At 73.5% G+C, this 25,060-nt stretch carries 27 protein-coding genes; 11 read left to right on the plus strand and 16 right to left on the minus strand.

Annotated features, from left to right (window positions below; translation table 11 throughout):
* Positions 1-2: 2 nt before the first annotated feature.
* On the minus strand, positions 3-362 hold the full coding sequence (locus ACHZ99_RS10200) for an NADH-quinone oxidoreductase subunit A (RefSeq protein WP_420304135.1): 360 nt from the start codon (positions 360-362) through the stop codon (positions 3-5).
* A gap of 820 nt (positions 363-1,182) precedes the next feature.
* On the opposite strand from ACHZ99_RS10200, the gene ACHZ99_RS10205 reads away from it, so the two are divergent.
* Complete coding sequence (locus ACHZ99_RS10205; protein WP_420304676.1) at positions 1,183-1,941, plus strand: C40 family peptidase; 759 nt, start codon at positions 1,183-1,185, stop codon at positions 1,939-1,941.
* A gap of 123 nt (positions 1,942-2,064) precedes the next feature.
* On the opposite strand, the gene ACHZ99_RS10210 is transcribed toward ACHZ99_RS10205, so the two are convergent.
* Positions 2,065-2,880 (minus strand): SAM-dependent methyltransferase, encoded by an 816-nt coding sequence (locus tag ACHZ99_RS10210; RefSeq protein WP_420304136.1) that lies wholly within the window; start codon positions 2,878-2,880, stop codon positions 2,065-2,067.
* Between the two features lie 299 nt (positions 2,881-3,179).
* Here ACHZ99_RS10210 and ACHZ99_RS10215 point away from each other — a divergent pair, with 299 nt between their 5' ends.
* Entirely contained in the window at positions 3,180-3,719 is a 540-nt protein-coding gene (locus tag ACHZ99_RS10215; protein WP_420304137.1) for an ATP-binding protein, read from the plus strand.
* Here the strand turns inward: ACHZ99_RS10215 and ACHZ99_RS10220 are convergent.
* From ACHZ99_RS10220 to ACHZ99_RS10240, 5 genes are all read right to left on the minus strand, one after another.
* Complete coding sequence (locus ACHZ99_RS10220) at positions 3,685-4,971, minus strand: geranylgeranyl reductase family protein (protein ID WP_420304138.1); 1,287 nt, start codon at positions 4,969-4,971, stop codon at positions 3,685-3,687. The two genes, ACHZ99_RS10215 and ACHZ99_RS10220, sit on opposite strands and share 35 nt — an antisense overlap.
* Before the next feature lie 87 nt (positions 4,972-5,058).
* The gene (locus ACHZ99_RS10225; RefSeq protein ID WP_420304139.1) at positions 5,059-5,754 is read right to left on the minus strand and encodes a demethylmenaquinone methyltransferase; all 696 of its coding nucleotides are present in this window, start codon (positions 5,752-5,754) and stop codon (positions 5,059-5,061) included.
* Entirely contained in the window at positions 5,751-6,947 is a 1,197-nt protein-coding gene (mqnC, locus tag ACHZ99_RS10230) for a cyclic dehypoxanthinyl futalosine synthase (protein ID WP_420304140.1), read from the minus strand. Before mqnC ends, ACHZ99_RS10225 begins: the two co-directional genes overlap by 4 nt.
* A 102-nt stretch (positions 6,948-7,049) precedes the next feature.
* Positions 7,050-8,810, minus strand: a complete 1,761-nt coding sequence (locus tag ACHZ99_RS10235) for a serine/threonine-protein kinase (RefSeq protein WP_420304141.1) — start codon at positions 8,808-8,810, stop codon at positions 7,050-7,052.
* A gap of 81 nt (positions 8,811-8,891) precedes the next feature.
* Positions 8,892-9,758 (minus strand): menaquinone biosynthetic enzyme MqnA/MqnD family protein, encoded by an 867-nt coding sequence (locus ACHZ99_RS10240; RefSeq protein ID WP_420304142.1) that lies wholly within the window; start codon positions 9,756-9,758, stop codon positions 8,892-8,894.
* 227 nt (positions 9,759-9,985) lie between these two features.
* Here ACHZ99_RS10240 and ACHZ99_RS10245 point away from each other — a divergent pair, with 227 nt between their 5' ends.
* Positions 9,986-10,189, plus strand: coding sequence for a cold-shock protein (locus ACHZ99_RS10245; protein WP_420304143.1), 204 nt, complete (start codon positions 9,986-9,988; stop codon positions 10,187-10,189).
* A gap of 77 nt (positions 10,190-10,266) precedes the next feature.
* Positions 10,267-11,235, plus strand: a complete 969-nt coding sequence (locus ACHZ99_RS10250) for a phosphotransferase (protein WP_420304144.1) — start codon at positions 10,267-10,269, stop codon at positions 11,233-11,235.
* 95 nt (positions 11,236-11,330) lie between these two features.
* Here the strand turns inward: ACHZ99_RS10250 and ACHZ99_RS10255 are convergent, their stop codons facing one another.
* The 3 genes from ACHZ99_RS10255 to ACHZ99_RS10265 form a co-directional block, all read right to left on the minus strand.
* Entirely contained in the window at positions 11,331-13,319 is a 1,989-nt protein-coding gene (locus ACHZ99_RS10255; protein WP_420304145.1) for an AMP-dependent synthetase/ligase, read from the minus strand.
* Positions 13,320-13,448: 129 nt separating this feature from the next.
* Positions 13,449-13,871, minus strand: a complete 423-nt coding sequence (locus ACHZ99_RS10260; RefSeq protein ID WP_420304146.1) for a hypothetical protein — start codon at positions 13,869-13,871, stop codon at positions 13,449-13,451.
* Positions 13,872-13,982: 111 nt separating this feature from the next.
* Complete coding sequence (locus ACHZ99_RS10265) at positions 13,983-14,471, minus strand: GNAT family N-acetyltransferase (protein ID WP_420304147.1); 489 nt, start codon at positions 14,469-14,471, stop codon at positions 13,983-13,985.
* A gap of 239 nt (positions 14,472-14,710) precedes the next feature.
* Here ACHZ99_RS10265 and ACHZ99_RS10270 point away from each other — a divergent pair, with 239 nt between their 5' ends.
* The 5 genes from ACHZ99_RS10270 to ACHZ99_RS10290 all read left to right on the plus strand — a co-directional run bounded on the left by ACHZ99_RS10270 (position 14,711) and on the right by ACHZ99_RS10290 (position 18,859).
* A complete protein-coding gene (locus ACHZ99_RS10270) occupies positions 14,711-14,974 on the plus strand; it encodes a hypothetical protein (protein ID WP_420304148.1) in 264 nt (87 codons plus the stop codon).
* 5 nt (positions 14,975-14,979) lie between these two features.
* The gene (locus tag ACHZ99_RS10275) at positions 14,980-15,435 is read left to right on the plus strand and encodes a GNAT family N-acetyltransferase (protein ID WP_420304677.1); all 456 of its coding nucleotides are present in this window, start codon (positions 14,980-14,982) and stop codon (positions 15,433-15,435) included.
* Positions 15,436-15,629: 194 nt separating this feature from the next.
* Positions 15,630-16,481, plus strand: coding sequence for a hypothetical protein (locus tag ACHZ99_RS10280; protein WP_420304149.1), 852 nt, complete (start codon positions 15,630-15,632; stop codon positions 16,479-16,481).
* Positions 16,482-16,917: 436 nt separating this feature from the next.
* Positions 16,918-17,649: a hypothetical protein gene (locus ACHZ99_RS10285; protein ID WP_420304150.1), complete on the plus strand. Its 732-nt coding sequence runs from the start codon at positions 16,918-16,920 to the stop codon at positions 17,647-17,649.
* A gap of 244 nt (positions 17,650-17,893) precedes the next feature.
* Complete coding sequence (locus ACHZ99_RS10290) at positions 17,894-18,859, plus strand: MerR family transcriptional regulator (protein WP_420304151.1); 966 nt, start codon at positions 17,894-17,896, stop codon at positions 18,857-18,859.
* Between the two features lie 211 nt (positions 18,860-19,070).
* Here the strand turns inward: ACHZ99_RS10290 and ACHZ99_RS10295 are convergent, their stop codons facing one another.
* The 6 genes from ACHZ99_RS10295 to ACHZ99_RS10320 all read right to left on the minus strand — a co-directional run bounded on the left by ACHZ99_RS10295 (position 19,071) and on the right by ACHZ99_RS10320 (position 23,566).
* A complete protein-coding gene (locus tag ACHZ99_RS10295; protein ID WP_420304152.1) occupies positions 19,071-20,426 on the minus strand; it encodes a dicarboxylate/amino acid:cation symporter in 1,356 nt (451 codons plus the stop codon).
* A gap of 309 nt (positions 20,427-20,735) precedes the next feature.
* Positions 20,736-21,050 carry a DUF4229 domain-containing protein gene (locus ACHZ99_RS10300; RefSeq protein WP_420304153.1) on the minus strand — a complete coding sequence of 105 codons (315 nt, stop codon included), beginning with the start codon at positions 21,048-21,050 and terminating at the stop codon, positions 20,736-20,738.
* A 50-nt stretch (positions 21,051-21,100) separates the two neighbouring features.
* Positions 21,101-21,628 (minus strand): GNAT family N-acetyltransferase, encoded by a 528-nt coding sequence (locus ACHZ99_RS10305; protein WP_420304154.1) that lies wholly within the window; start codon positions 21,626-21,628, stop codon positions 21,101-21,103.
* Between the two features lie 7 nt (positions 21,629-21,635).
* Positions 21,636-22,274, minus strand: coding sequence for a hypothetical protein (locus tag ACHZ99_RS10310; RefSeq protein ID WP_420304155.1), 639 nt, complete (start codon positions 22,272-22,274; stop codon positions 21,636-21,638).
* A 61-nt stretch (positions 22,275-22,335) separates the two neighbouring features.
* On the minus strand, positions 22,336-22,788 hold the full coding sequence (locus tag ACHZ99_RS10315; protein ID WP_420304156.1) for an Lrp/AsnC family transcriptional regulator: 453 nt from the start codon (positions 22,786-22,788) through the stop codon (positions 22,336-22,338).
* Between the two features lie 40 nt (positions 22,789-22,828).
* Complete coding sequence (locus ACHZ99_RS10320; RefSeq protein WP_420304157.1) at positions 22,829-23,566, minus strand: UbiX family flavin prenyltransferase; 738 nt, start codon at positions 23,564-23,566, stop codon at positions 22,829-22,831.
* Positions 23,567-23,738: 172 nt separating this feature from the next.
* Here ACHZ99_RS10320 and ACHZ99_RS10325 point away from each other — a divergent pair, with 172 nt between their 5' ends.
* Positions 23,739-24,308: a rhomboid family intramembrane serine protease gene (locus ACHZ99_RS10325; protein WP_420304158.1), complete on the plus strand. Its 570-nt coding sequence runs from the start codon at positions 23,739-23,741 to the stop codon at positions 24,306-24,308.
* Between the two features lie 45 nt (positions 24,309-24,353).
* Positions 24,354-25,046, plus strand: a complete 693-nt coding sequence (locus ACHZ99_RS10330; RefSeq protein WP_420304159.1) for a DUF4870 domain-containing protein — start codon at positions 24,354-24,356, stop codon at positions 25,044-25,046.
* Positions 25,047-25,060 lie beyond the last annotated feature (14 nt).

Here is a 25,060-nt window from a genome sequence, read left to right on the forward strand (position 1 = left end):
CCCTAGTCCCATTCCAGTCCGCCGCGGCGCCACACGTAGGCGTACGCGACGAAGACGGTGAGCACGAAGAGCAGCATCTCCACGAGCCCGAAGATCCCCAGGGCGTCGAAGGAGACGGCCCAGGGGTAGAGGAAGACGATCTCGATGTCGAAGATGATGAACAACATCGCCGTCAGGTAGTACTTGACCGGGAAGCGGCCGCCGCCCGGCGGCACCGGCGTCGGTTCGATGCCGCACTCGTAGGCGTCGAGCTTCGCCCGGTTGTAGCGCTTCGGACCCACGAGCGCCGCCGCGACCACGGAGAACACCGCGAAGGCCGCCGCAATGGCTCCGAGCACGAGGATCGGCGTGTATACGTTCACCGCTGCCCCGCTCCTCTCCAGTCGACGATGACTGCCTGCCAGTCCACACCGGACTCGCGTTCCTGTCCCACCAAGATCGTGCTCATGTGAGGCAGTTCACAAGCCCTACTGATGCGCATCTTATGCCCCCCGCTCTGTGATCTGCGACACGGGGGTCCCCTAAGGCTTTGTGATCTTAACCACCCGGCGATCGATCGACCGAACGAATGGCCGCCCGGCCGTTCACCCCGCGCGAAGGGACGGTCACCGGATCTCCGCGCCGGCCGTAACGCCGCAGGTCAGGAAGGTGCGGGCGGCCGGGTTGGACGTGCGGTCGATTTCGGCTCCGGAGCGCCCGGGGCGAATTCGAGCGCGCAGCTGCTCAATTGTTATTCGAGGCCCGGGACGCTTGCGTACGCCCTCTCAAGCCCCCGCGAGGGCCGTCCGGCGCGGAAACGGCGGGGAAACCGGGCGGAGTGATGTGGGCCACAGCGGACGTCCCGAAGCGAGGGCCCTTGCTTGGTTTGCGGCGGGAGAAGTGATAACCGTCCGGCAACGTTCGGCCCGCCGGGCAAATGCCGTGGGTATCGGGCGGGTAACGGCGCGGGGGCCGGCGGGCGCGGCGCGGCCGGCGCGGAACAGAGCGCCCAAATGCCGCATTTCGCGACCGGGGTCGCCAAGTGTGGCGCATCCCACGAGTGTTGAATCCCGGACCTTCCGCCTGATAGCGCTGGTCCTCATGTCCCGTAAACCGCACATACCCAGCCACCGGAAACCCCGGAGCCGGCAGGCCCCCGCGTGGGTCGTCCGCACCGGGGTCGCCGGTGGCGCCCTCGGCACGATGGTCGCGACGGCGGCGTCCGCTCCCGCCCTCGCAGACAGCAGCAGAACGGCCGGGGCGACGGCCGCGGAGTCGACGGCCGAACTTCCCGCCGTGGACGCCGACGTCAGCGTGAGCACGGCACTCGCCACCGGCGTCGAGCGGAGCACCGACGCCACCCGGACCGCCGCCCTGCGCCTGGCGCTGACCAAGGAGTCGGAGGAGGCCGCCGAGCACGCCCGCAAGGAGGCCGCGAAGGCCAAGAAGGAGGCGGAGGCCCGCGCGGCGGCCGAGGAGCGCGCCCAGGAGCGCGCGGCCGCCCGCGCGGCCGAGCGCGAGGAGCTGGCCGCCGCGTCCGCGTCCTCGGCGCCGTCGTCCGAGTCCGCGCCGGCCGCCGAGACCCCGGCGGCCGCCCCGGCCGCGTCGGGGAGCGTCGGCACGGTCCTGGACTTCCTGAACGCCCAGGTCGGCAAGGCGTACGTGCTGGGGGCCACCGGCCCGTCGGCGTACGACTGCTCGGGCCTGACCCAGGCGGCGTTCCGCACCGTGGGCGTGGAGCTGCCGCGCACGGCGGCGGAGCAGTCCACGGTCGGCACCCCGGTGGCGGTGTCCGACGTCCAGCCCGGCGACCTGGTGTTCTGGGGCGGCGTGGGCTCGGCGTACCACGTGGCCGTCTACATCGGCGACGGCAAGTACCTGGACGCGGCGAACCCGTCGAAGGGCGTGGTGATCCAGGAGATGTCGTACTACATGCCCACCTCCGCCGTCCGGGTCCTCTGACCCCCGTCCCCCTGCTCCGCCAGAGCCCCGGCCGGATGTCCGGCCGGGGCTCTCGCGGGTGCTTTTCAGGCGGATTGTGCGCGGATTCTCAAGCCCGGCCGCGACCGCGGCGCCCCGCGCGGCTCACGGCTTGCGGGCGAGCCCCCCGTGGTCGCCCGTGTGCCCGGCGGTCCCCACCGCCGAGTCGTCCGGGCGCCAGTCCTCCACCGGCACCAGACCGGGCTCCAGCAGCTCAAGGCCGGTGAAGAACTCGTGCAACTGCGCCACCGTGCGCAGGTGGTACGGGTCGACGCCGCTCTCGGCGTACTTGTCCGCGGCCTCGCGCACCTTCTCGCCGCTGTCGGTGTTGTCCCGCAGCAGCAGGTAGCTGCCCGAGGGGACGGCGTCCATCACGCGGGCGGCGATGGACTTGGCCTCGTCGAAGTCCGCGACGTAGCCGAGGATGCCGAGGAACACCACCGCGACCGGCTCGTTGAAGTTCAGCACGTTCCGGGCGTCCGCGACGATCAGCTCGGGGTCGTGCACGTCGGCGTCGACGTAGGCGGTGACGCCCTCCGGGGTGGTGTTGGTCAGCAGCGCGCGGGCGTGGGCGAGCACGATCGGGTCGTTGTCGACGTAGACGACCCGGCACTCGGGCGCGACGGCCTGGGCCACCTCGTGCGTGTTCAGCATGGTGGGCAGGCCGGTGCCGATGTCGAGGAACTGCCGCACCCCCAGCTCACCGGCGAGCAGCCGCACCGCGCGGATCAGGAACTGCCGGGACTGCCGCGCGAGGGTGACGATCTGCGGATACGACGCCACCACCGCCTCCCCCGCGACCCGGTCCGACCGGTAGTGGTCCTTGCCGCCGAGCCAGTAGTTCCACACCCGCGCGGAGCTGGGCACCTGCTGCTGCTCAAGGGACAGGGCGGCAGGCTCGCCGCGCAACTCATCAGCCATGGCACGGAGGCTACGACCCGGCGAGCCGCACGCGGAAGCGGATCACGCGCACACGCCCGAATTCACCCGAGCACGACCGGCCCGGCTCCGGCGCCGCCGCTCCGGCGCCGCCGCTCCAGCCCGCGCGTGGCGGCCGCGGCGTCCCCACCCTGTCGGCGAACCTTGCGTCAGCCATCCGCCCCGCACAGCCACCGTACGGGCGTAGTCACCTCTCCCGCGTCGTCGCGCTGAGCGGCCACGGGCATACACACCGTGCTCGCCCGCTCCGCGCGGACGACGTTCTGTACAGAAGGAGATCGGTGGCGACTGTGACACAGCGCTTGCGGAACATCGACGAGCACACCGTCCAGGAGTGGGCGATGCGCTACGCCATGGTCAAGCGGTCGGCGCGGCTGACCCGCAGCCACACCCGCTGCACGCTGACCGGCTGGGGCTGGCGCGGAGACGTCGGGAACGCCGTCCTCATCGTCTCGGAGCTGGTGTCGAACGCCATCCAGCACGGCCGGGTGGCCGGGCACCAGCTGGCGCTGCACCTCACCCTCCTCGAATGCGGCGGGCTGGTGATCGACGTCTCCGACCCGGTCCCGGACTTCCCCGACTTCGCGGGCGCCCTCGCCCGGGACACCGACCCGCAGCACCGCGAACGGGGGCGGGGGCTGCTGGTCGCGGCGCGGCTCGGCGGGGAGATCACCTGGTTCCCGCGGCGGTTCTGCGGCAAGACCGTACGCGCCCGCCTCGCCGGCGCGCCGGACTGCCGGCGCTGCGACGACGGCTTGTGCGCGGATTCCCAAGAACCGGTGGCGGCTACGCGCGCGGGGCGACCTTCGTCAGGCCGTTGATGATGCGGTCCATCGCGTCGCCGCCCTGGGGGTCCGTCAGGTTCGCCAGGAGCTTCAGGGTGAAGCGCATCAGCACCGGGTGCGTCAGGCCGCGTTCGGTGGCGAGCCTCATCACCTTCGGGTTGCCGATGAGGCGGACGAAGGCGCGGCCCAGCTGGTAGTAGCCGCCGTAGGTGTCCTTCAGGACCTTCGGGTAGCGCTGGAGCGCCAGCTCGCGCTGGGCGTACGTCGCGCGGCCGTGGGCCTGGACGACGACGTCCGCGACGATCTGGCCGGACTCCATCGCGTACGCGATGCCCTCGCCGTTGAACGGGTTGACCATGCCGCCGGCGTCGCCGACGAGCAGCAGGCCGCGGTCGTAGTGGGGCTGGCGGTTGAACGCCATGGGCAGGGCGGCGCCGCGGATGGGGCCGGTCATGTTGTCCGGGGTGTAGCCCCACTCCTCGGGCATCGAGGCGCACCACGCCTTGAGCACGTCGCGCCAGTCCAGCTCCTTGAAGGCGGACGACGAGTTGAGGATGCCGAGGCCGACGTTGGACGTGCCGTCGCCCATGCCGAACACCCAGCCGTAGCCGGGCAGCAGCCGGTCCTCCGGGCCGCGCTTGTCCCACAGCTCCAGCCAGGACTCCAGGTAGTCGTCCTCGTGCCGGGGGGAGGTGAAGTACGTCCGGACGGCGACGCCCATGGGGCGCTTCTCGTTGCGGTACAGGCCCATCGCCAGGGAGAGCCGGGAGGAGTTGCCGTCGGCGGCGATGACCAGCGGGGCGTGGAAGGTGACGGGGGTCTTCTCCTCGCCGAGCTTCGCGTGGACGCCCGTGATCCGGCCGGTGCGCTCGTCGATGACGGGCTCGCCGACGTTGCACCGCTCGTACAGCCGCGCGCCGGCCTTCTGCGCCTGCTGGGCGAGCTGCTGGTCGAAGTCGTCGCGCTTGCGCACCAGCCCGTAGTCCGGGTAGGCCGCCAGCTCCGGCCAGTCGAGCTGGAGCCGGTTGCCCCCGGCGATGATCCGCAGGCCCTTGTTGCGCAGCCAGCCGGCCTCTTCGGAGACGTCGATGCCCATGGCGATGAGCTGCTTGGTGGCCCGGGGGGTGAGCCCGTCGCCGCAGACCTTCTCGCGGGGGAACGCCGTCTTCTCCAGGAGCAGGACGTCGAGCCCGGACTTGGCCAGGTAGTACGCGGTCGTCGAGCCGGCCGGCCCGGCCCCGACGACGATCACATCGGCACTGCGGGTGGACTCAGTGGCGTCCGTCACGGCGGCTCCCAGGTCACGCGGGTCGTTCCCGGAAGTCTAAGTGCCCCCGCCGACAGCCCGGCGCGCGCCCCTTGCCGCGCCCCCGGCTCAGCCGGCGGCGTACCCGCGGTGGAGGGCCACGATGCCGCCGCTGAGGTTGCGCCAGGCCGGGCGGGTCCAGCCGGCGGCGGCGAGCCGGGCGGCCAGGGCCGGCTGGTCCGGCCAGGCGCGGATGGACTCCGCGAGGTAGACGTACGCGTCCGGGCTGCTGCTCACCCGCTCCGCGAGCGGCGGCAGCGCGCGCATCAGGTACTCGGTGTAGACGGTGCGGAACGGCGCCCAGGTGGGGTGCGAGAACTCGCAGATCACCAGCCGGCCGCCGGGCCGCGTCACCCGCCGCATCTCGCGCAGCGCGGCGTCCGTCTCCTGGACGTTCCGCAGCCCGAAGGAGATCGTCACCGCGTCGAACACCCCGTCCGCGAACGGCAGCCGCGTCGCGTCGCCCGCCGTCAGCGGCAGCCGCGGGTGGCGCCGCCGGCCCTCGCGCAGCATGCCGAGCGAGAAGTCGCACGGCACCACGTACGCCCCCGCCGCCGCGAACGGCAGCGACGACGTGCCCGTACCCGCCGCCAGGTCCAGCACCCGCTGCCCCGGCCGCGCGTCGACCGCGCGGGCGACCGCGCGGCGCCACAGGCGCGCCTGGCCGAGGGAGAGGACGTCGTTGGTGAGGTCGTACTTCGCGGCGACGTCGTCGAACATCGCCGCCACCTCGTGCGGCTGCTTCTCCAGGGTCGCGCGCGTCACCGGTCGGCCTCCACCAGCGTCAGCTCCGGGTGCGCCGTGCCGCCGTCGATGGCCGTGGACGACAGGTGCGAGACTACGCGGTCGTCGGCCGGGTCGTCCGCCGGGTCGTCGTGCACCACGAGGTGCTCGTACGTCGTCGCACGCTGCGCCGGCACCCGGTCGGCGCCGCGGATCATCTCGATGATCTCGCGCAGGTTCGAGCGGTGCCGGGCGCCCGCGGAGGACACCACGTTCTCCTCCAGCATCACCGAGCCGAGGTCGTCCGCGCCGTAGTGCAGCGTCAGCTGGCCGACGTCCTTGCCGGTGGTCAGCCAGGAGCCCTGGATGTGCGCGACGTTGTCGAGGAAGATCCGCGCGATGGCGATCATCCGCAGATACTCCAGCGTGGTCGCCTGCGTGCGGCCCTTCAGCTTGTTGTTCTCCGGCTGGTACGTGTACGGGATGAAGGCCCGGAACCCGCCGGTGCGGTCCTGCACGTCGCGGATCATCCGCAGGTGCTCGATCCGCTCGGCGTTCGTCTCGCCCGTGCCCATGAGCATCGTGGACGTCGACTCCACCCCGAGCCCGTGCGCCGTCTCCATGATCTCCAGCCACCGTTCGCCGCTCTCCTTGAGAGGTGCGATGGCCCGCCGCGCCCGGGCGGGCAGCAGCTCCGCGCCGGCGCCCGCGAAGGAGTCCAGCCCGGCGGCGTGGATGCGGCGGATGGCGTCCTCGGCGGTGGTGCCGGAGATGCGGGCCATGTGCTCGACCTCGGAGGCGCCGAGGGAGTGGATGACGAGCTGCGGGTACGCCTTCTTGATCGCGGAGAAGTGCTCTTCGTAGTACTCCACGCCGAAGTCGGGGTGGTGGCCGCCCTGGAACATGATCTGCGTGCCGCCCAGCCGCACGGTCTCCTCGCAGCGGCGCAGGATGTCGTCCAGGCCGCGGGTCCAGCCCTTGTCCGTGGCGGTGGGCGGGGCGTAGAAGGCGCAGAACTTGCAGGCGGTGACGCAGACGTTCGTGTAGTTGATGTTCCGCTCGATGATGTACGTCGCGATGTGCTCGGTCCCGGCGTAGCGGCGGCGGCGTACGGCGTCGGCGGCGGCGCCCAGCGCGTGCAGCGGGGCGGAGCGGTACAGGTCGAGGGCCTCGCCGGGGGTGACGCGGCCGCCCGCGGCGGCGCGGTCCAGGACTGCCTGAAGATCGGTGGTCACGGTGACCGGCCCCTTCCGCGAGTGGTGCGTACGAGCGGACACCAGCCTACGCGGGTGACGTCACCCGCTCCGGCGCCGGGCCCGCCCCGGCGGGCGCGGCCCTCAGCCGGAGGCCCTGGACAGCGTCGAGCGCGGGTTGCCCGACGCCTCCGCGTCGGACCGGTACTCGACGGTCGTGCCGCCCTTGTGGGTCAGCGTCACCTTCGACTCGCCGGAGGTGCAGACGCCCTCGGAGTTCTCCCGGGCGGGGTCGTCCTCCTCCCGGAGGGTGAGGGTGGTGCCGGTGGCGGCGGTGAGCTTCGCGCGGCTGTAGCAGTGCGCGACGTCGTAGACGGAGTAGTCGAAGTACGCGACGTACTCGCCCTTTCCGCCCTCCTTGATCTCGACGCTGACGCTGCCGTTCGGCACGCCGTCCTCCTGGAGGATCTGGCCCTGCCAGTCGCCGAGGAACTTCTCCGGTACGGCGTCCACCTCCGTCGCCCGGGTGGGCTCCGGGGACGGGCTGTCGGTCGCCTCGCCGCCGTCGTTGCCGCTGCCGTCGCCGTCGCCGTTGCCCGCGGAGGCGCCGGCGCTGCTGTCGCCGGCCTGCGAACTGCCTCCGTCGCCCTCCAGCAGCCCGGGGACGAAGAACAGGCCCAGCGTCAGCGCCGCGAGGGCGCCCGCGACGGACAGCACCAGCGTGCAGCTGAACCGCCGCGAGCGCAGACCGACCTCGGCACGCCGCTCGGCCGCCGTCGGGCCGCCGGCCGCCAGGGCTCCGGCGGCCCCGGCGCCCGGCCCGCCCGTCGGCTGCCCGGCCCCCGGCGCCCCCGGCGCCGTCGTGCCGCCCGGCGCCGTCCCGTCCAGCACCGGCGGCGGCCCGAACGCCCCCGGCCCGTACTCCGCCGACTGGAGCGGCACCGGCCCCGAGGGCAGCCCGTCGCCGCGCTTCTCCGCCCCGGACGGCTCCGCCGGATCCGCGGGCTGCGCCTCCATCGCCAGCAGCTCCACCGCCCGCCGGCTGATCTGCTCCGTCACCGGCGCCGGCAGCCATCCGGGCCGTACGAGACCGGCCGCCCCGCCGCCCGCCGCCAGCCGCCGCGCCACCTCCGCCGGCTCCGGCCGGGCCGCCGGGTCCTTCGCCAGGCACGCCGCCGCCAGCTCGCGCAGCTCGCCGGTCAGCCCGTGCAGCTGCGGCTCCTCGTGCACCACCAGGTACAGCAGCGTCGGCGCGCTGTCCCCGGGGAACGGCGGCTGCCCGGTGGCCGCGAAGACGAGCACGGCGCCCATGCTGAAGACGTCGCCCGCGCCCGTCACGGGCCGGCCGAGGATCTGCTCGGGCGACATGTAGCCGGGCGAGCCGACCGAGGCGCCGGAGGCGGTCAGCGAGGCGGTGCCGTCGGTGGCGCGGGCGATGCCGAAGTCGATGAGGCGGGGGCCGTCCAGGGTCAGCAGGACGTTGGAGGGCTTGACGTCGCGGTGGACGAGCCCGAGCCCGTGCACCGCCGCCAGCGCCTCGGCCAGCCCCGCGCCCAGCGTGCGCATCGCCTCCCCGGGCAGCGGCCCGTGCTCGGCGACCGCGTCGCGGAGGCTGGGCCCGGCGACGTACCCGGTGGCGACCCACGGCACGTCGTCGTCCGGCCCGGCGTCGAGGACGGGCGCGGTCCACGCGCCGCCGACGCGCCGCGCCGCCTCGACCTCGCGGCGGAAGCGGGCGCGGAACTCGTCGTCGTGCGCGAAGTGCGGGTGGACGACCTTGACGGCGACCGTGGCGCCGCCGGGGCTGCGGCCGAGGAAGACCCGGCCCATGCCGCCGGAGCCCAGCCGGCCCAGCACCCGGTACGGCCCGACGGCCCCGGGATCTCCGCTCTGCACCGGCTGCATCGGCACCCCCCTGGCCCGTCGTCCTCACCTGGCCTACGGCTCTCTCCTACGGGCCCGCCCCCGGCCCGCGGACGGCCCAGTTTATGGCGCCCCGCCCGCGGGCAGCAGCCGCACCCGCGCCTCGTCGGGAAACCCGGCCCGGCGCGCGAACTCGTCGATGCCCTCCAGCTGCGCCGCGCCCAGCCGGAAGTCCAGCGTGCGGAAGTACCGTTCGAGCAGCGGCGGGTCGAACGACTCCCACCGCGCCGCCTGCTCCGCGACCTTGCCGACCTCGGCCAGCGACAGGTCGCGCGAGTCGAGGAACGCCCGGTGCACGTCCGTCACCAGCGCGGGCTCGCGCGCGAGGAAGTCGCGGCGCACGGCCCAGACGGCGAACACGAACGGCAGCCCGGTCCACGCCTTCCACATCTCCCCCAGGTCGTGCACGTGCAGCCCGAGGCGCGGGGCGTCGTGCAGCGAGGCGCGCAGGGCGGCGTCGCCGATGAGCACGCCGGCCTGCGCCTCGCGCATCATCAGGGAGAGGTCGGGCGGGCACGAGTAGTAGTCGGGCGCGACGCCGTACTGCTCGCCGATCAGCAGCTCGGCCAGCCGCACGGAGGTGCGGGACGTGGAGCCGAGCGCGACGCGCTCCCGGTCCAGGTCCGCCAGTGGCCGCTGCGAGACGATCACGCAGGACATCACGGGGCCGTCGCAGCCGACGGCGATGTCGGAGAGCGCGACCAGCTCGTCGGCGTGCCGCAGATACTCCACGAGGGTGACGGGGGCGATGTCCAGCTCCCCGTCGATGAGCTGCTCGCTGAGCCGTTCCGGGGTGTCCTTCGAGAGCTCCAGGTCGAGCAGGCTGCCCGTACGGGCGAGGCCCCAGTAGAGGGGGACGCAGTTCAGGAACTGGATGTGGCCGACCCGCGGCCGCCGTCTGGCTCCTGCGTCAGGAGGTGGTGCTGTCACGGCTCCGAGGCTAACCGCCGCCCCGCCGCACGGGGGTACGGGGGCACACCGGAGCGTGATCTTTTCCCTACCGGGACGGGCTCCCCCGTGCTAGGCTCGGCGCCAAGTTGCAGTTTGGTTTCCTTGCAGTACCGTGCCTGCGGAGATTCTGACGCCGCAGGCATGTGTCGTTTTCAGGCTTCTTCGAGGCTCTGGGGCAGGGCGACCCTTTGGCCCAAGGAGGGCTCATGGCTACCGGAACCGTCAAGTGGTTCAACGCTGAAAAGGGCTTCGGCTTCATCGCCCAGGACGGCGGCGGTCCCGATGTCTTCGTCCACTACACCGCTATCAACGCCCAAGGCTTCCGCTCGCTTGAAGAGAACCAGCAGGTGACCTTCGACGTGCAGCAGGGCCCGAAGGGTCCGCAGGCGGCGAACGTCAACCCGTCCTGACGCCCGCCCCACGCTGACCAGGGAGAACCCCCGCCGCCCGGCGGGGGTTCTGCCATGTCCGGATACGGTGGCGTCCCATGGGCGACACCGAGACCAGCGCGCCCGGGCCGGCGGACCCCGGGACCCCCGAGATCACCGCGGAGCTGATCCGCGGCCTCCTGCGCGACCAGCACCCCGACCTCGCCGGCCGGACCCTCCGCCTCGGCGCCCGCGGCTGGGACAACCAGCTCTGGCGCCTCGGCGACGACCTCGCCGTCCGGCTCCCCTGGGCCACGCGGTCCGCGGACGAGCTGCTGCGCAAGGAGCACACCTGGCTCCCGGACCTCGCCCCGCGCCTCCCCCTGCCCGTACCCGTGCCGCGCCGACTCGGCGAGCCCTCCGCCCGCTTCCCGCGCCCCTGGACCGTCACCACCTGGGTGCCCGGCACCCCCGCCGACCACGCCCCCGTCCCGGCCGCCGGCGGCCCGGCCGCCGCCGACGCCCTGGCCGCGTTCCTCACCGCGCTGCACCGCCCCGCCCCCGGCGGCGCGCCCGCCGGGCGGGGGCGCGGCGGGCCGCTGGCGGAGGTGGGCGGGTGGTTCGAGGAGCAGCTCGCCGAGGCCACCGGGCTGGGGGTCGTCGCCGCCGCGGACGCCGACGCCGTACGGGCCGTCTGGGCGGACGCCGTCGCCGCGCCGCCGTGGACCGGGCCCGCGCTGTGGCTGCACGGCGACCTGCACCCCGCGAACGTCCTCACCGCCGGCGGCACCCTCTGCGGCGTCGTCGACTTCGGCGACCTGTGCGCCGGCGACCCCGCGCTCGACCTCGCCGCCCCGTGGATCCTGCTCCCCGACGACGCCGCCGCCGACCGCTTCCACGCCGCGTACGGGCCCGCCGCCGACGCGGCGACGCGGCGCCGGGCGCGGGGCTGGGCGGTGCTGCGGGCGCTGGTCGGGCTGCTGATCGGGGAGGCGGGGGTACGGGGCCGGGCGGGCGGCAAGCGGACGTGGGGGCCGCCGGCGGCGGCGTCGCTGCGGCGGCTGCTGGCGGGCGCGGAGCGCGGCTGAGGGGCACGCGCCCCCGGGGCGGGTCCGGGGCGCCGGGCGGGTCCGGGTGGCCCGGAGCGCCGGGCGGTCCGGGTGCCGGAGGGGCGGGGAGCCGGTCAGCCTTCGGCCGCGTACAACTCGTCGATGACCGCCCCGAAGTCCCGCACGATCGCCGCCCGCTTCAGCTTCATCGACGGCGTCACATACCCGCCCGCCTCCGTGAACTCCGCCGGCAGCACCGTGAACCGGCGGATGGACTCCGCCCGCGACACCAGCTCGTTCGCCTCGTCCACCGCCCGTTGCAGGTCGGCCCGGAGCAGCCCGTCGCGTACCAGGTCCTCCACCGGCACGTACTCGCGCTTGCGCATCATCCGCCAGTGCCGCAGCCCCTCCGGGTCGAGGGTGATGATCGCCGCGACGTACGGCCGGTCGTCGCCCACCACGAGGCACTGGCTGACCAGCGGGTGCGCGCTCAGCCTGCTCTCCAGCGGGGCCGGCGCGAGGTTCTTGCCGGAGGCGGTGACGATGAGGTCCTTCTTGCGCCCGGTGAGGGTCAGGTAGCCGTCGGCGTCCAGCTCGCCCAGGTCGCCGGTGGCGAACCAGCCGTCGTCGTCGGTGTCGAGCCGGGTCACGCCGGCCGCGGCGTCCCAGTAGCCGGAGAACAGGTGCCCGCCGCGCACCAGCACCTCCCCGTCGTGCGCGATGCGTATCCCGGTGCCCGGCAGCGGCCAGCCGACCGTGCCGAAGCGGGGCTTCAGCGGCGGGGTGACGGTGGCGGCGGCGGTGGTCTCGGTGAGGCCGTACCCCTCGAAGACCATGACGTCGGCGCCCGCGTAGAAGGCGGCCATGCGGCGGCCGAGCGGGGAGCCGCCGCAGATCGCGTACGTGACGCGGCCGCCGAGCGCGGCCCTGATGCGGCGGTAGACCAGCGTGTCGTACAGCTTGCGCAGCGCCCTCAGGCCCGCCCCCGGGCCGGGCCCCTCGCCGTGCAACTCGGCCTCGACGGCCTCGGCGTACCGGACGGCGACCTTGGCGGCGCGGTCGAAGGAGGCGAGGCGGCCGATGCCCTCGGCGGTGGCGCGGCCGGTGTTGTAGACCTTCTCGAAGACGTACGGGATGCCGACGAGGAACGTCGGGCGGAACGCGGCGAGGTCGCGCAGCAGGTCCTCGGTGCGGATGCTGGGCGCGTGGCCGAGCTTGACGCCGGCGCGGAGGCAGCCGACGGCGGTCATGCGGCCGAGGACGTGGGAGAGGGGGAGGAAGAGGAGGGTGGCGGCGGGATCCTCGCTGACGGCCTTGAACAGGGGGTAGAGCAGCTCGATGGCGTTGTCGACCTCGGCGAGGAAGTTGCCGTGGGTCAGGACGCAGCCCTTCGGCAGGCCGGTGGTGCCGGAGGTGTAGATGACGGTGGCGACGCTGTCCGGGCCGAGGCCGGCGCGGCGCTGGCGGACCAGGGTGTCGGGCACGTCGTGGCCGGCGGCGGCGAGCTGGCCGAGGATGCCGGTGTCGAGCTGCCAGAGGTGGGCGAGGTGCGGAAGGGCCTGGCGCGCGCCGCTGATCAGCCGGGCCTGCTCGACGGTCTCGACGGCGCAGGCGACGGCGCCGGAGTCGTGCAGGATGTGGCGGGCCTGGAAGGCGGAGGACGTGGGGTAGACGGGGACGGTGATGAGGCCGGCGGCCCAGGCGGCGAAGTCCAGCAGGGTCCACTCGTACGTCGTCCGCGACATGATCGCGAGCCGGTCCCCGGGGCGGAGGCCGTAGACGATCAGGCCCTTGGCGACGGCGAGGACGTCGGCGGCGAACTCGGCGGCGGTGACGTCGGCCCAGGCCCCGCTGCCGTCGTCGCGGGGGCGGGCGAGCGCGGCCGCGCCGGGGGCGCGGGCGGCGCTGTCGAAGGGGATGTCGGCGAGGGAGCCGGCGGCCGCCCGCGGCACGGCGGGCGGTACGACGGCCTCCCGGACGCCGCGGTCGTCGACGCGGACCGCGGGCGGCAGCAGCTCGGGGACCGCGGTGCCGGGGAGGAGTCTGGAGTGGATCTCCTTGAGGTACTGCGACCCGGGCGGGGCGGGCGCCGGGCGCTGCTGCTGTGGTGCGGACTGCGTCATCAGTGGCTCCCTGACGGTCGCGTCGGCCGTGTTCGACTCGCGGGGCGGCGGGGCCGCCGCGCCCCCGCGAACGGCCCGCCGCCCCGCCGGAGGACGCCGCGCCCGGTACTCCCGGTTCCGCTTCGGCCGTCAGCGGACCGGGACGCGCGCCTGCCGCGCCGCCCCGTCCTCCCGCCGCAGCGCGCCCACCACGACCGTGACCAGGGCGGACCCGACGAACGTACCCATCATGACCAGCCCGACCCCGACAACGTAGAGCCCGCTCCCGTCGTCCGACCAGTCCGCGTAGGACGCGAGGGTCAGCCCGAGGGTCGGCCCGAGGACGGCGGGCACGAAGTGCCGGACGTACGCGCCGGCGGCCACGGCGCCAAGCAGCGTGGCCACCAGCCCGAGGACCTGCCACGCCGCGTACGGCCCCGTCTCGGTGCCGTCCGGCCCGACGTTCCGGACCTGGTCCCAGCCGAGCCACGCGGCCCAGGCGCCGACGGCGGCGCCGGCGAGGAGAGCGAGCGAGAGGGACTGGAGCAGCAGGATCCGCAGCACAGGAGGCATGCCGCCAGCGTCACGGCCGCCGGCGGGACGGGACCAGAGCGGTGGTACTCACCCGCGCCTGAGTACGAGCACCGGTAGCCCCCTTCCGGCACTCCCCCGGTCACTCCCCGGTCACGCCCCCGGCCCGCCGACCGCCCGCCGGAACACCTGCCGCGAACCGCCCTCGGGCCCGGGCGGCGCGTCCTCCGCGGCACGGAACCCCAGCCGCTCGTAGAAGACCCGCGCCCCGCCGTCCACGGCCCCCGGATGGTCCGCCCCGAACGTCACCACCTCGACGCACCCGGCCCCCCGCCCCCGTACGAACCGCCGCTCCGCCTCCGCCATCAGCGCCTGCCCGACCCCCTGCCCCCGCGCCCGCTCGGACACGACCAGCCAGTGCACCTCCCACACCGGAGCCGCGCCCCCGAACAGCAGCCCGCCGACGACCTCGTCGTCCCTGTCCCTGGAGACGGCGGCGAGCGCGGCGCCGTGCCGGATGTGCTCGCGTACGGCGTCGTGGAACCCGGGTTCCGCGACCATGGGCCCGAACCACACCTCGACCTCGGCGGCGAGCGCGAGAAAGCCGGGGAAGTCCCGGTCCCCGGCGACTCTGACGATCACGGTTGGACGGGGCGGCCGACGAGACCGCGGTGGCGCGGCACCGTACGCTCCCGCGCGACCGGAACGCCCCGCGGCCGCCGGAACCCTGTTGGCGCGTACGCGTCGTCCACCCGCCACCACCCGAACTCCACCGGCATACCCGCTCCCACTTCCTTCGCCGCCTCCGCAGAGTCAAGCAGAGCGGGCGGCCGGAGGTGACAGGATGGCCGCGGGGCTCACGGTCGAGGAGGGGAACGTACGTGGCAGGTCTGTTCAGACGGCGGCCGGGCGGGGACAAGACCACGCGGACACCGCCGCCCGAACTGGTGGCGGAGGCCCGTCGGCACGCGGGCGGCTGGGTGTACGAGATCGACGCCACGATGGTGGACGACCCCGACGGCGAAGTGCCGCCGACGGCCATCGTCGGCGGCTGGGAAGTGAGCCGGAAGGGCACGCTGACCGGCGTCTACATGGCGAACCCGAACTACGCCCCCGACGCCGCCGGGCGTCGCAGGGACGAGTGAGCAGGATGAGAATCGCCGTGGACGACCTGTCCGGCCCGCAGATCGCCCGGTTCCTCGCCGACCACCTGCGCCAGATGCGATCCCTGACACCCCTGGACAGCAAGCACGCGCTCGACCTCGACGCGCTCCGCCGCCCCGGAGTCACCTTCTGGTCGGCGCGGGAGGACGACGCCGTCGTGGGCTGCGGCGCGATCACCAGACTGGACGCGCACCACGCCGAGCTGAAGTCGATGCGCACCGAACCGACGCGCACCCGCAGCGGGATCGCCTCCCGGCTGCTGGCGCACATCCTCACCGAGACCGGGCGACTGGGCTTCACGCGGCTGAGCCTGGAGACGGGCGCGGCCGACTTCTTCCTGCCCGCCAGAAAGCTCTACGAGAAGTTCGGCTTCGACTACTGCGGCCCGTTCGCCGACTACCGGCCCGACCCCAACAGCGTGTTCATGACCCGGACGCTCTGAGACCCCCGGCGCCTTCACGCCGGGTCAGGCGGGTATCCACGAGGGCCACCCCGGCCGAGTTCCGCCCCCCGACGTGCGCCGCCGCCTACGCACTGGTTGCCGTGGCGCGGCAGCCCGCGGGGCGCGGCCTTGCCCGACTGTGCCGTTGCGGCCGCGGCGTCCGCGGCGGCAGGGTGCCGCCGGAGGTGAGGCGGATGCGGGAGCTGCGAGCCGGCTACCGGGTGCACGGTGCGGCGGCGTTCGCACTGTGCCTCGCCGGACTGGTCTCCGCCGGCGGCACGCTCCTGCCGGGAGCCGGCGTCATGCCCCGACGCCTCGTGCTGGTGCTCATCGCGCCGGCCGTCCCCGTGTTCGTCGTCGCCCTGATCCGATACCGCGCGCCGGAGGCCGGACTTGGACGCGAGCGTCGACTCGCCGCCGGCCTGCGCTCTTTCCCGCGCGCGGTGAAGCCTGCCTTGGCGGTGGTCGTCTGCCTGGTCGCGCTCGGCCTGAGCACCGTCGACAACGGCGGCCGACAACCCGCGTCCGACGACACCGGGTACACGATCCCCGGCAGCAGTCCCCCGGCGGACCTGACCCGGGCCGAGTACGACGCGGCGATGAACGACCACTACCGCCTCCTCATCCTGGTGTCCGCGCTGTTGTACGCCTCCGCAGGTACCCTCACCGTTGCCTCGACGAGAGCAAGACCTCAACCGGTCGCACCTCCCGTCCACGAAGCCGAGCCGTTCCCCCACCCCACACCGTGCAAGCTGGCCTGCTGCGCCCCGCGCACACCGCCACCACCGGACGAACCCATGCCTCACCCAGACCAGCCCGCGTCTCCCGCAGAGCGGGCCGCCACCGCCCGGCTCGGCGGCTCCGCCCCCGTCCGGACCGCCATGTTCGTCCTGCTGTTCCCGCCCCTGATGATCGGCAGCGCCCTCACGGATCCGGATTGGAGCTGGTGGCAGCGCCTCCTCGGCGGGACAGCAGGCGTAGCTGTGATCGTGTACGTCCTCCGCGCCGTGCTCCGAGCGCTGTCCCGCCCCCGGCGGCGCCGCTGACCCGCACCGGCGTCGTCGACGCCGAAGCCGGTGGCGTTGTCGTACGCCTCGCGGTCCAGGATCTCCTCCCGGGAGGCGACCAGCACCGGGACAACCCACCGCCCCGGAACGGTGGGAGGGCCGACAGGTACGCGTCCTGAACCTGAACCCCTGACCGCCTCGGACCGGGAGCCGTCGGGCGCCTGGAGCCGCACCCCGGCCGGAGAGGCCCGTCCCCGGCCGGACCGGTCCGCCGTCCGGTCCTCCTCCCCATCGCCGGGAAGGCCATCGGCCACACCCCGGACTCGCTGTCACGCCGCGCGGCGTCTGACTCCCGGGGGGTGATCCGGCCCCGCCCTCGGGCGAGTTGTGGCCCTCATCTCCGGCGTGCGCCGGGGCTCTTCTGCGGACTCCGGGCCGGGTAGCTTGGATTACCCGCGAAAAAGGAGATCGGATCATGACAGGAAGCCCCCAGGACGTCACTGCTCGCGTGCAAGCCGCTGCCGCCCGTACCTCGGCGGCCGGTTCGGCGCGGTTGTCGTATGGGTTACAAGTCGGTGCGCCCACGCTCAAGGAGCGGGTGCGGGATTGGGACTGCGAGGGCGTGGTCGATTTCGCGGCCCGCGTAGCGCAGGTGTCTCAGTTTCTTATGCCCGCGCATATCCGGGACAACATGCAGAACGTGCCGGAGGCACTCACCAGACCGCACGAATTGCTCTACGACGGAGCGACCGCGCTGATGCGTTCGGGCGATTCCTGGTTCGCGCCCCCCGACAGTGACCGGGACGGCCCACGCAGCACTCACGATCCGCTCTGGCCACTGGACGCCCTGTTCGGTGCCGGTGATGACGTCACCGAGGCCGGTACGGACACCATCCGTGACGCCACCACCACTCACTACCGGCTCACCGTCGGCACCCCGTCAGCGGACGAACCGCTGCCCACGGGGACCGAAGTGCCGGAAGTGCCGTTCCGCCGCTCGCGCGAGCAGCCGGCAGAGGTGTGGCTGGACGACGCGGGCCTGGCGCGCCGAATCGCGATCCAGAACGCCGCCGGCAATCGTCAGATCTGGAAGGTCACCGAGTTCTGGGACTTCGGCGTCACGGTGGCGATCACCCCTCCCGAGGCCGACCAGATCACGACCGCGGACGCGACCAATATGCAGCAGATCTTCATGGGAGGCAGCTAGGTCCTGACCAGTCGGCTGATCGGACGCAGTCGGCCCGTCCACCCTCGCCCGGACGAAGCTCCGGGCCGCTCCCGGTCGGCCTGACCAGCAAGGTCCACCTGCCTGACCACCTCGGCGGCGACAGGGCGTATGCGTCCCGCCGCAACCGCCGCTGCCTCCGGCGGCGGTGGAGAAGCCCACGGTCCGCCCTTGACCCGTCCCCCGGGGTCCGGGTTTAGCGTTCTGGGAGGACGAGGAGGTGCACATGCGTGCAGGTGAGGCGGCTGCCGCCGCAGGCGTGACGATCAAGGCGCTGCGCTATTACCAGGACTGCGGCCTGCTCAGCCCCGGCCGTACCCCCAACGGCTACCGCGACTACACCGCGGAGGACGTCCGGCTGGCCGAGGAGATCCGCGGCCTCGGGGCACTCGGCCTCACACCCAAGGAGACCAGGCCCTTTCTGGCGTGCCTGCGCGCGGGCCACGAGGAGGCCGACCACTGCACGGAGTCCGTGGTCGCCTACCAGCAGAAGATCGAGGCACTGGACCTGCTTGTCGCCCGGCTGACCCACAGCCGGGACCGGCTGATCCGCCGCCGGGACGCGGCGGCCAGGCGAGGTTTCCCCGCCGCCACCGAACCCACGAAGGAGCCCGACGAGATGCTGCCCCGAGCCGACCCCCTGCCCGTCGACCTGCCGGCCCCGGTCGACGACGGCGCCGCCGCCCACCTGACCGGCCGGACGCTCCCCGCCCTGGTCTTCACCGGCACGGACGGCAGCGACATCACCCTCGACACGGTCTCCGACGGCCGCTGGGTGCTCTTCCTGTACCCCCTCACCGGAGACCCGGCCGCCGATATCCCGGAGGGCTGGAACGAGATCCCCGGCGCCCGCGGATGCAGCCAGGAAGCGTGCAACTTCCGCGACAACCTCGCCGCGCTGAGGGCGGAAGGCGTCGACCGCGTGCTCGCCCTGTCCTCGGACCGGGCCGAGTACCAGCAGGCGCTCGTGGACCGCCTGCACCTGCCCTACCCGATGCTCTCCGACCCGCGGCTCACGCTCGCGGACGAACTGAAGCTCCCGACGTTCGAGGCCCACGGCCAGACGCTCTACCGGCGTCTGACCCTGGTCCTGCGCGGCGCCACGATCGAGCACGTCTTCTACCCGGTCTTCCCGCCGGACACTCACGCCGACGAGGTGACGCGGTGGTTCCAGCAGCATCGCGACGCATGACGGAACAGACCGGGGCCGCTTCCTTCGGATCATCCGATCCTTGGTCGTCGCCGGACCGTGCGCCTCGTCGACGCGATCGCGTTCACGTACCGCGAAGGAGACCCGGACCGGGTCGTCGCGGTCGGCTCCGCCTTCGCGCGCGCCCCTCAGCACGCGGCCGGGGCCCGGAAAAAGAGGGCCTCGGCCGCGTGCTGCACGACCGTGGTGGCGGTCAGGCCGGTGCTGGGACCCGGGGGCTCTGGGCGGGCTTGTTGGTGTCCACCGGGTCGGGGTCGTTGAGGTCGAAGCTGGTGGCGTTGTCGTACGCCTCGCGGTCCAGGATGTTCTCCCGGGAGGCGACCAGGACCGGGACCACCGCCTGACCCGCGACGTTGGTCGCGGTGCGGACCATGTCGAGGATCGGGTCGATCGCCAGGAGCAGGCCCACGCCCTCCAGCGGGAGGCCCAGCGTGGAGAGGGTCAGGGTGGTCATGATCGTGGCGCCCGTGAGGCCCGCGGTGGCGGCGGAGCCGATGACGGAGACGAAGGCGATCAGGACGTAGTCCTGGATGCCCAGGGTCACGTCGAAGATCTCGGCGATGAAGATGGCCGCCAGCGCGGGGTAGATCGCGGCGCAGCCGTCCATCTTCGTCGTCGCGCCGAAGGGGACGGCGAAGGAGGTGTACTCCTGCGGGACGCCGAGGCGTTCGGTGACCTTCTTGGTGACCGGCATCGTGCCGACCGACGAGCGGGAGACGAAGGCCAGCTGGATCGCGGGCCAGGCGCCGCGGAAGAACTGCAGGGGGTTGACCTTGGCGACGGTGGCCAGCAGCAGGGGGTAGACGCCGAAGAGGACGAGGGCGCAGCCGATGTAGACGTCGGCGGTGAAGGTGGCGTACTTGCTGATCAGGTTCCAGCCGTAGTCGGCGATGGCGAAGCCGATGAGGCCGACGGTGCCGAGGGGGGCGAGGCGGATGACCCACCACAGCGCCTTCTGGAGCAGCTCCAGGATGGTCTCGCTGAGCGCGACGACGGGCTGCGCCTTCTCGCCGAGCTTCAGCGCGGCGACGCCGAGGGCCGCGGCCATGAAGACGATCTGCAGGACCTGCAGTTCGGTGAAGGGGGTGATGATGTCGGTCGGGACGATTCCGGTGAGGAAGTCGATCCACGAGCCGCTGCTCTCCGGGGCGGCGCCGTCCTTCGGGGTGAGGCCGGTTCCGGCGCCGGGGTTGGTGAGCAGGCCGATGGTCAGGCCGATGGCGACCGCGATCAGCGAGGTGGCGAAGAACCACAGCAGGGTGCGGGTCGCGAGGCGGGCGGCGTTGTTGACGTTGCGGAGGTTGGTGATCGACACCAGGATGGCGAAGAACACCAGCGGCGCGACCGCCAGCTTCAGCAGCTGGACGAAGATGGTGCCGATCTGTTCCAGGGTGTCCTTCAGCCAGGCGACGTCGCCGGTGCGGGCGGCCCAGCCGAGGAGCACGCCGAGGACGAGGCCGGTGAGGATCTGGGCCCAGAAGGGCACCTTGGGTATCCGGAAGCCGCTGCGCGGCTGCGCGGTGGTGGGGGCAGGGGTGGGTGTGGACACGGGCGTCTCCGTGACTGGGCGCGCACCGGGCCCCGCCTCGGGTCCGCCCGCGTGGGGGCGGCGGCCGGACAGGGGTGCGCGCGGCTGCTACTGGGGAAGGTGTGCGGTGACCGTCAGAGCGCGGGGGACCGGCGGCTCTGACATGCCGCGGAGAGACAGCGGCACAGGTCGACGTGCAGGCGCGCCACGAGCAGAGGGCTCGTGGGCATGCGAAGCGCAGCTGCCGTCGTCGTCATGACGAGCAGACTAACACTCCCGCTTTGACATTCCCATAGTGCGGCTTTGGGGGTGACGACCCTCACCCCGCCGTTACGACGCCTCGCCGCGCGCCTCGTCGTCCGCGTCGTCCTCGCGGCTGCGGTTCTGGGCCAGCCGCTCCTTCGACTTCTCCACCCTGCCCACGATCTGCTCCGACATCTCGTCCCGCTGCCTGCGCAGCAGGACGAAGCTCAGCGGCGCGGAGACGACGATCGCCAGCAGCATGACCCACAGGTAGTTCGAGTCCCCCAGCCCCGCCGGGAGCGCGCCGACGCGGACCAGGACGGCCAGGATCACGAACGACGCGGCGAAGACGCCGAGGCGCATGGCGGTGTAGCGGACGGCGGGGTTCGGCTTGGTGGTCACGGCTGACAACTTCTCTCTGCTCTCTGCTCCGTAGGGACCGGGCGGGCCTTTCAAGTATGCAGCGGTAGCCACATCGTGATGTCGTCGCGGTAGTCGTCGTCCGCGACGCGTATCGCGTCCGGTACGCGGCCGACCTCCTTGTAGCCGCACGACGCGTAGAAGGAGTCGACTCCCGTCCCGCCCCGGCACGTCAGCCGGATCCCCCGCATCCCCGGCAGGCCGCGCGCCGCGTCCGCCGCGGCGGCCATCAGGCGGCGGCCCTCGCCGGTGCCCTGGCGGGCGGGGTGGACCATGACGGTGTAGAGCCAGCACCAGTGCCGCATCAGCCGGTGCGTGTTGAGGGTCAGGAAGGCGGTGGCGGCCGGGCGGCCCGCCGCGTCGAGCCCGGCGACCAGCCGGGTGCGGCCCTCGGCCAGCGCGGCGAGGTGCTTGATCAGCTCCGGGCGGATGTCGTCGGCCGTCACCGGGGGTACGAAGCCCACGGCGCCGCCGGCGTTGCTGACGTCGGCCCAGAGCGTGCATATGCCGTCGCGCAGGGCAGGGGTGAGCGCGGGGTCCAGCTCGTAGCGCAGGGTCATGGCGTCCTCAGAAGCGCATGGCCTGCGGCGTCTCGCGCCGCTCCGGGTCCGGGCCCGCGTGCTCGCGGACGGCGGTGTAGCGGGCGTCGCGCTCCACGGGGTGCAGGCCCGCGTCCTGAATCAGGTCCACGAGCTCGTCGGCCGGGAGGGCGTCGGCGCCGGTGCCGTCCGCTCCGGGCGCCGGTGCGAAGTCGTCCGCGCCGTGCTGGAGCGCGAGCTGCGCCGTCTGCGTGCCGTACGCCGGCCACGCGGCCCGTACGTGCGCGACGTTGTCCAGCAGCAACCGCGCCACCGCGAACGTCTTCAGCACCTCCGCGCCCGTGACGGGCCCGGCCGCCAGCGGCGCGACCGCCAGCAGGCCGGCGCCGGCGTCCTGCCGGTCGCGGACGGCCAGCAGCGCGTCGACGACCTGTGCCGCCGGCTCCTCGCCGTACGTCACCTCCACGGCCGCGACCGCGTCGTCCGCCGCGCCCGGGCCCGCGGCGAAGTACCCGCGCTCCCCGTGCCGCCGCGTGCGCGCCTCGTGCGCGAGCCCGCCGAGCCACGCCAGGTCACCGCTCCCGTACAGCGCGACGCCGTCCTCCCGGCTCAGCCGCGCGCCCGTGCGCGCCTTCTCCGCCAGCTCCCGCCTGCGCCCTGCGTCCACGGGCCGCCTCCCTGCCGTACGTCGCTTTCCTGCGCATCTGCGCGCATCGAGCCTACGCGGCCTACTCCTCGGCGATTTCCCCCACCCTGCTCTCCCACATCGTGGACAGCACCACCGTGGTGTCCGTGTGCGAGACGCCCTTGATCCGCGACAGCCGCCGCACCAGCTGCCCGAGGCCGTCCACGTCCGGCGCCCGCACCTTGAGCATGAACGACGCCTCCCCGGTGATGAAGAAGCAGTCCTCGATCTCCGGCTGCTCGCGCAGCCGCTCCGCGATGTCGTCGTGGTCCCCCGCCTCGGAGAGCGAGAGCCCGATGAGCGCCGTGACGCCCTGGCCCAGCAGGGCGGCGTCGACGGTGGCGCGGTAGCCGGTGATCACCCCGGCGCTCTCCAGGCGGTTGATCCGGTCGGTGACGCTGGGGCCCGAGAGCCCGACGAGCCGGCCCAGCTCGGCGTACGAGGCCCGGCCGTTCTCCCGCAGGGCCTGGATGAGCTGTCTGTCGACGGCGTCCATGTGTGATCTCAAGCCTTCCGTGCTGCTGTGTCGGCGGGTGTCAGCGGGCGCGCCCCAGCTCCCCTTCCCATCGGCGGTAGAGCTTGTGCGGTACGCCCGCGGAGTCGAGGGCGCGTCCGGCGACGAAGTCCACGAGGTCCTGGATGCCGGTGGCACCGGCGTAGAAGGCGGGGGCGGCCGGGAGCACCGTGGCGCCCGCCTCGTCGAGCGCGACCATCTGGCGCAGCGTCGGCCCGGGCAGCGGCGTCTCCCGTACGACGACGACCAGCGGCCGGCCCTCCTTCAGCGTCACGCTCGCGGCGCGCTGGAGCAGGTCCTTGGAGAGCCCGAGCGCGATGCCGGCCACCGCGGCCGTGGAGGCGGGCACGACGATCATGCCCTTCGCGGCGTACGAACCGGAGGAGGGCCCGCCCGCCAGGTCGCCGGCGGCCCAGTGCCGTACGTCCGACAGGTCGATATCAGTACTGAACGCGTCGGGCCGGCCGTCCGCGCCGGCGGCGAGCCAGCGCCGCAGGTCCTCGCGCCAGTGCGCGTCGCGGAACGGGCCGCCGGTCTCGTCGAGCACCGTCAGCCGCGCGGCGCGGCTGACGACGAGGTCGACAGCCTCCCCGGCCCGCAGCAGCGCGCGCAGCACGGCGGCGGCGTACGGGGTGCCGGAGGCGCCGGAGACGCCGACGACCCAGGGCCGGCGCCGGGCCGGGGCCGGCGGGTCCGGGGGCGGTGCGGTGTACGGGGCCTCGTTCGGGTCCTCGTACGGCGTCTGGTGCGGGGGCTCCACGTGGCGAGCCTATCCGGCGCCGGGAACCGCGACGCGGGCCACCTGCGTTTCCCAGGGAGGACACACGGTCCGTGAGGGGGCTCGGGTGATGTACGAACCTTATGGGCGTGGCAGCCCCGCCGCGCAGCCGGGCAATGCGGCGCCGCGGGCGCCGCGCGGCCGGATATACGTGATGCGGGCCGGCGTGGTGATGCTGGCCTGGGTGGCGCTGCTGTGGGTGCTGGAAGCGGTCGACCAGATCCGCGACAACAAGCTCGACACCTACGCGATCTCGCCGCGCGAGCTCGGCGAGCTGCGGGACGTGATCCCGGCGTCGTTCATGCACTTCGGCTGGGACCACCTCTCGGCGAACTCGGTGCCGCTGCTCGTCCTGGGCTTCCTCGCGGCGATGCGCGGGGTGACCCGGTTCCTGGGCGTGGTCGCGGTGATCGTGCTGGTGAGCGGGCTCGGGGTGTGGCTGATAGCCCCGGCGCACTCGGCCACGGCGGGGGCGTCGGGGGTCGTCTTCGGGCTGTTCGGCTACGTGGTGGTGCGCGGCTTCGTCGACCGGCGGCTGTCGGACGTGCTGATGGGTGTGCTGGTCGCGTTCCTGTACGGCTCGATGCTGTGGGGGGTGCTGCCCACGGACGAGGTGGTGGAGCAGTCGATCTCCTGGCAGGGGCACCTGTTCGGGCTGCTGGGCGGCGTGCTGTCGGCGTTCTATTTCAGCGACCGGAGGCGGGGGGCGCTGCGCGCGGGCTAGGGTTTGCGGCTGTCACGGCGCGGACGGCACCCGGGGGAGGGGCGCATGAGCGAGCAGGACCCGCCGAGCGAGAAGGACCCGGGTACGTCCCCGCCGGGCGGCCCGCCGGGCGCGGACCCCGGCGGCGGCCCGCCGGGCGGCCATGCGCCCGGGGCTCCGCCGGGCCCGCCGCCCGGCCCCGCACCGGCGCCCCCCGGCCCCGTGCCGTACCCGCCGCAGGCCGGCGGCCCCGGGCCGTACGCGCCGCCCGCGGGCGGCCCCGTGCCGTACCCGCAGCCGCCCCCCGGCAGCCCGTACCCGCCGCCGCAGCTCTACCCGCAGGGCCCGCCCGGGAAGCCGCCGCCCGACACGGCGATGTGGGCGCACCTGTCCGCGCTGATCATCTTCGTCGCCGGCACCGGCGCCTGCTGCATCGGCTTCCTGCTCTCCTGGATCGGCCCGCTCAACATCCGCGGCAAGGCCCGGGACCCGTTCGTGCGCCACCACGGCACCGAGGGCCTGAACTGGGGCATCACCCAGGTCGCCGCGTCGGTGTTCTTCGGCGCGCTGCTGGGCGGGAGCATCTACATGGCGGAGGAGCAGGGCTGGCCGGAGTGGGTGCCGGCGGTGCCGATGATCGCGTGGGGGGTGCACCTGCTGACGTCCTTCGCCTTCGCGATCGTCGGCTGCCGCCGGGCGAAGAACGGCGTGCTGTGGTCGTACCCGCGCGTGATCGCGCTCCCGTTCGCCAAGCCGTGAGCGTACGAAGAACT

Origin of the sequence: Streptomyces sp. MAR4 CNX-425 (assembly GCF_048656465.1) — a bacterium.
In the GTDB taxonomy this organism is placed as follows: Bacteria; Actinomycetota; Actinomycetes; order Streptomycetales; family Streptomycetaceae; genus Streptomyces.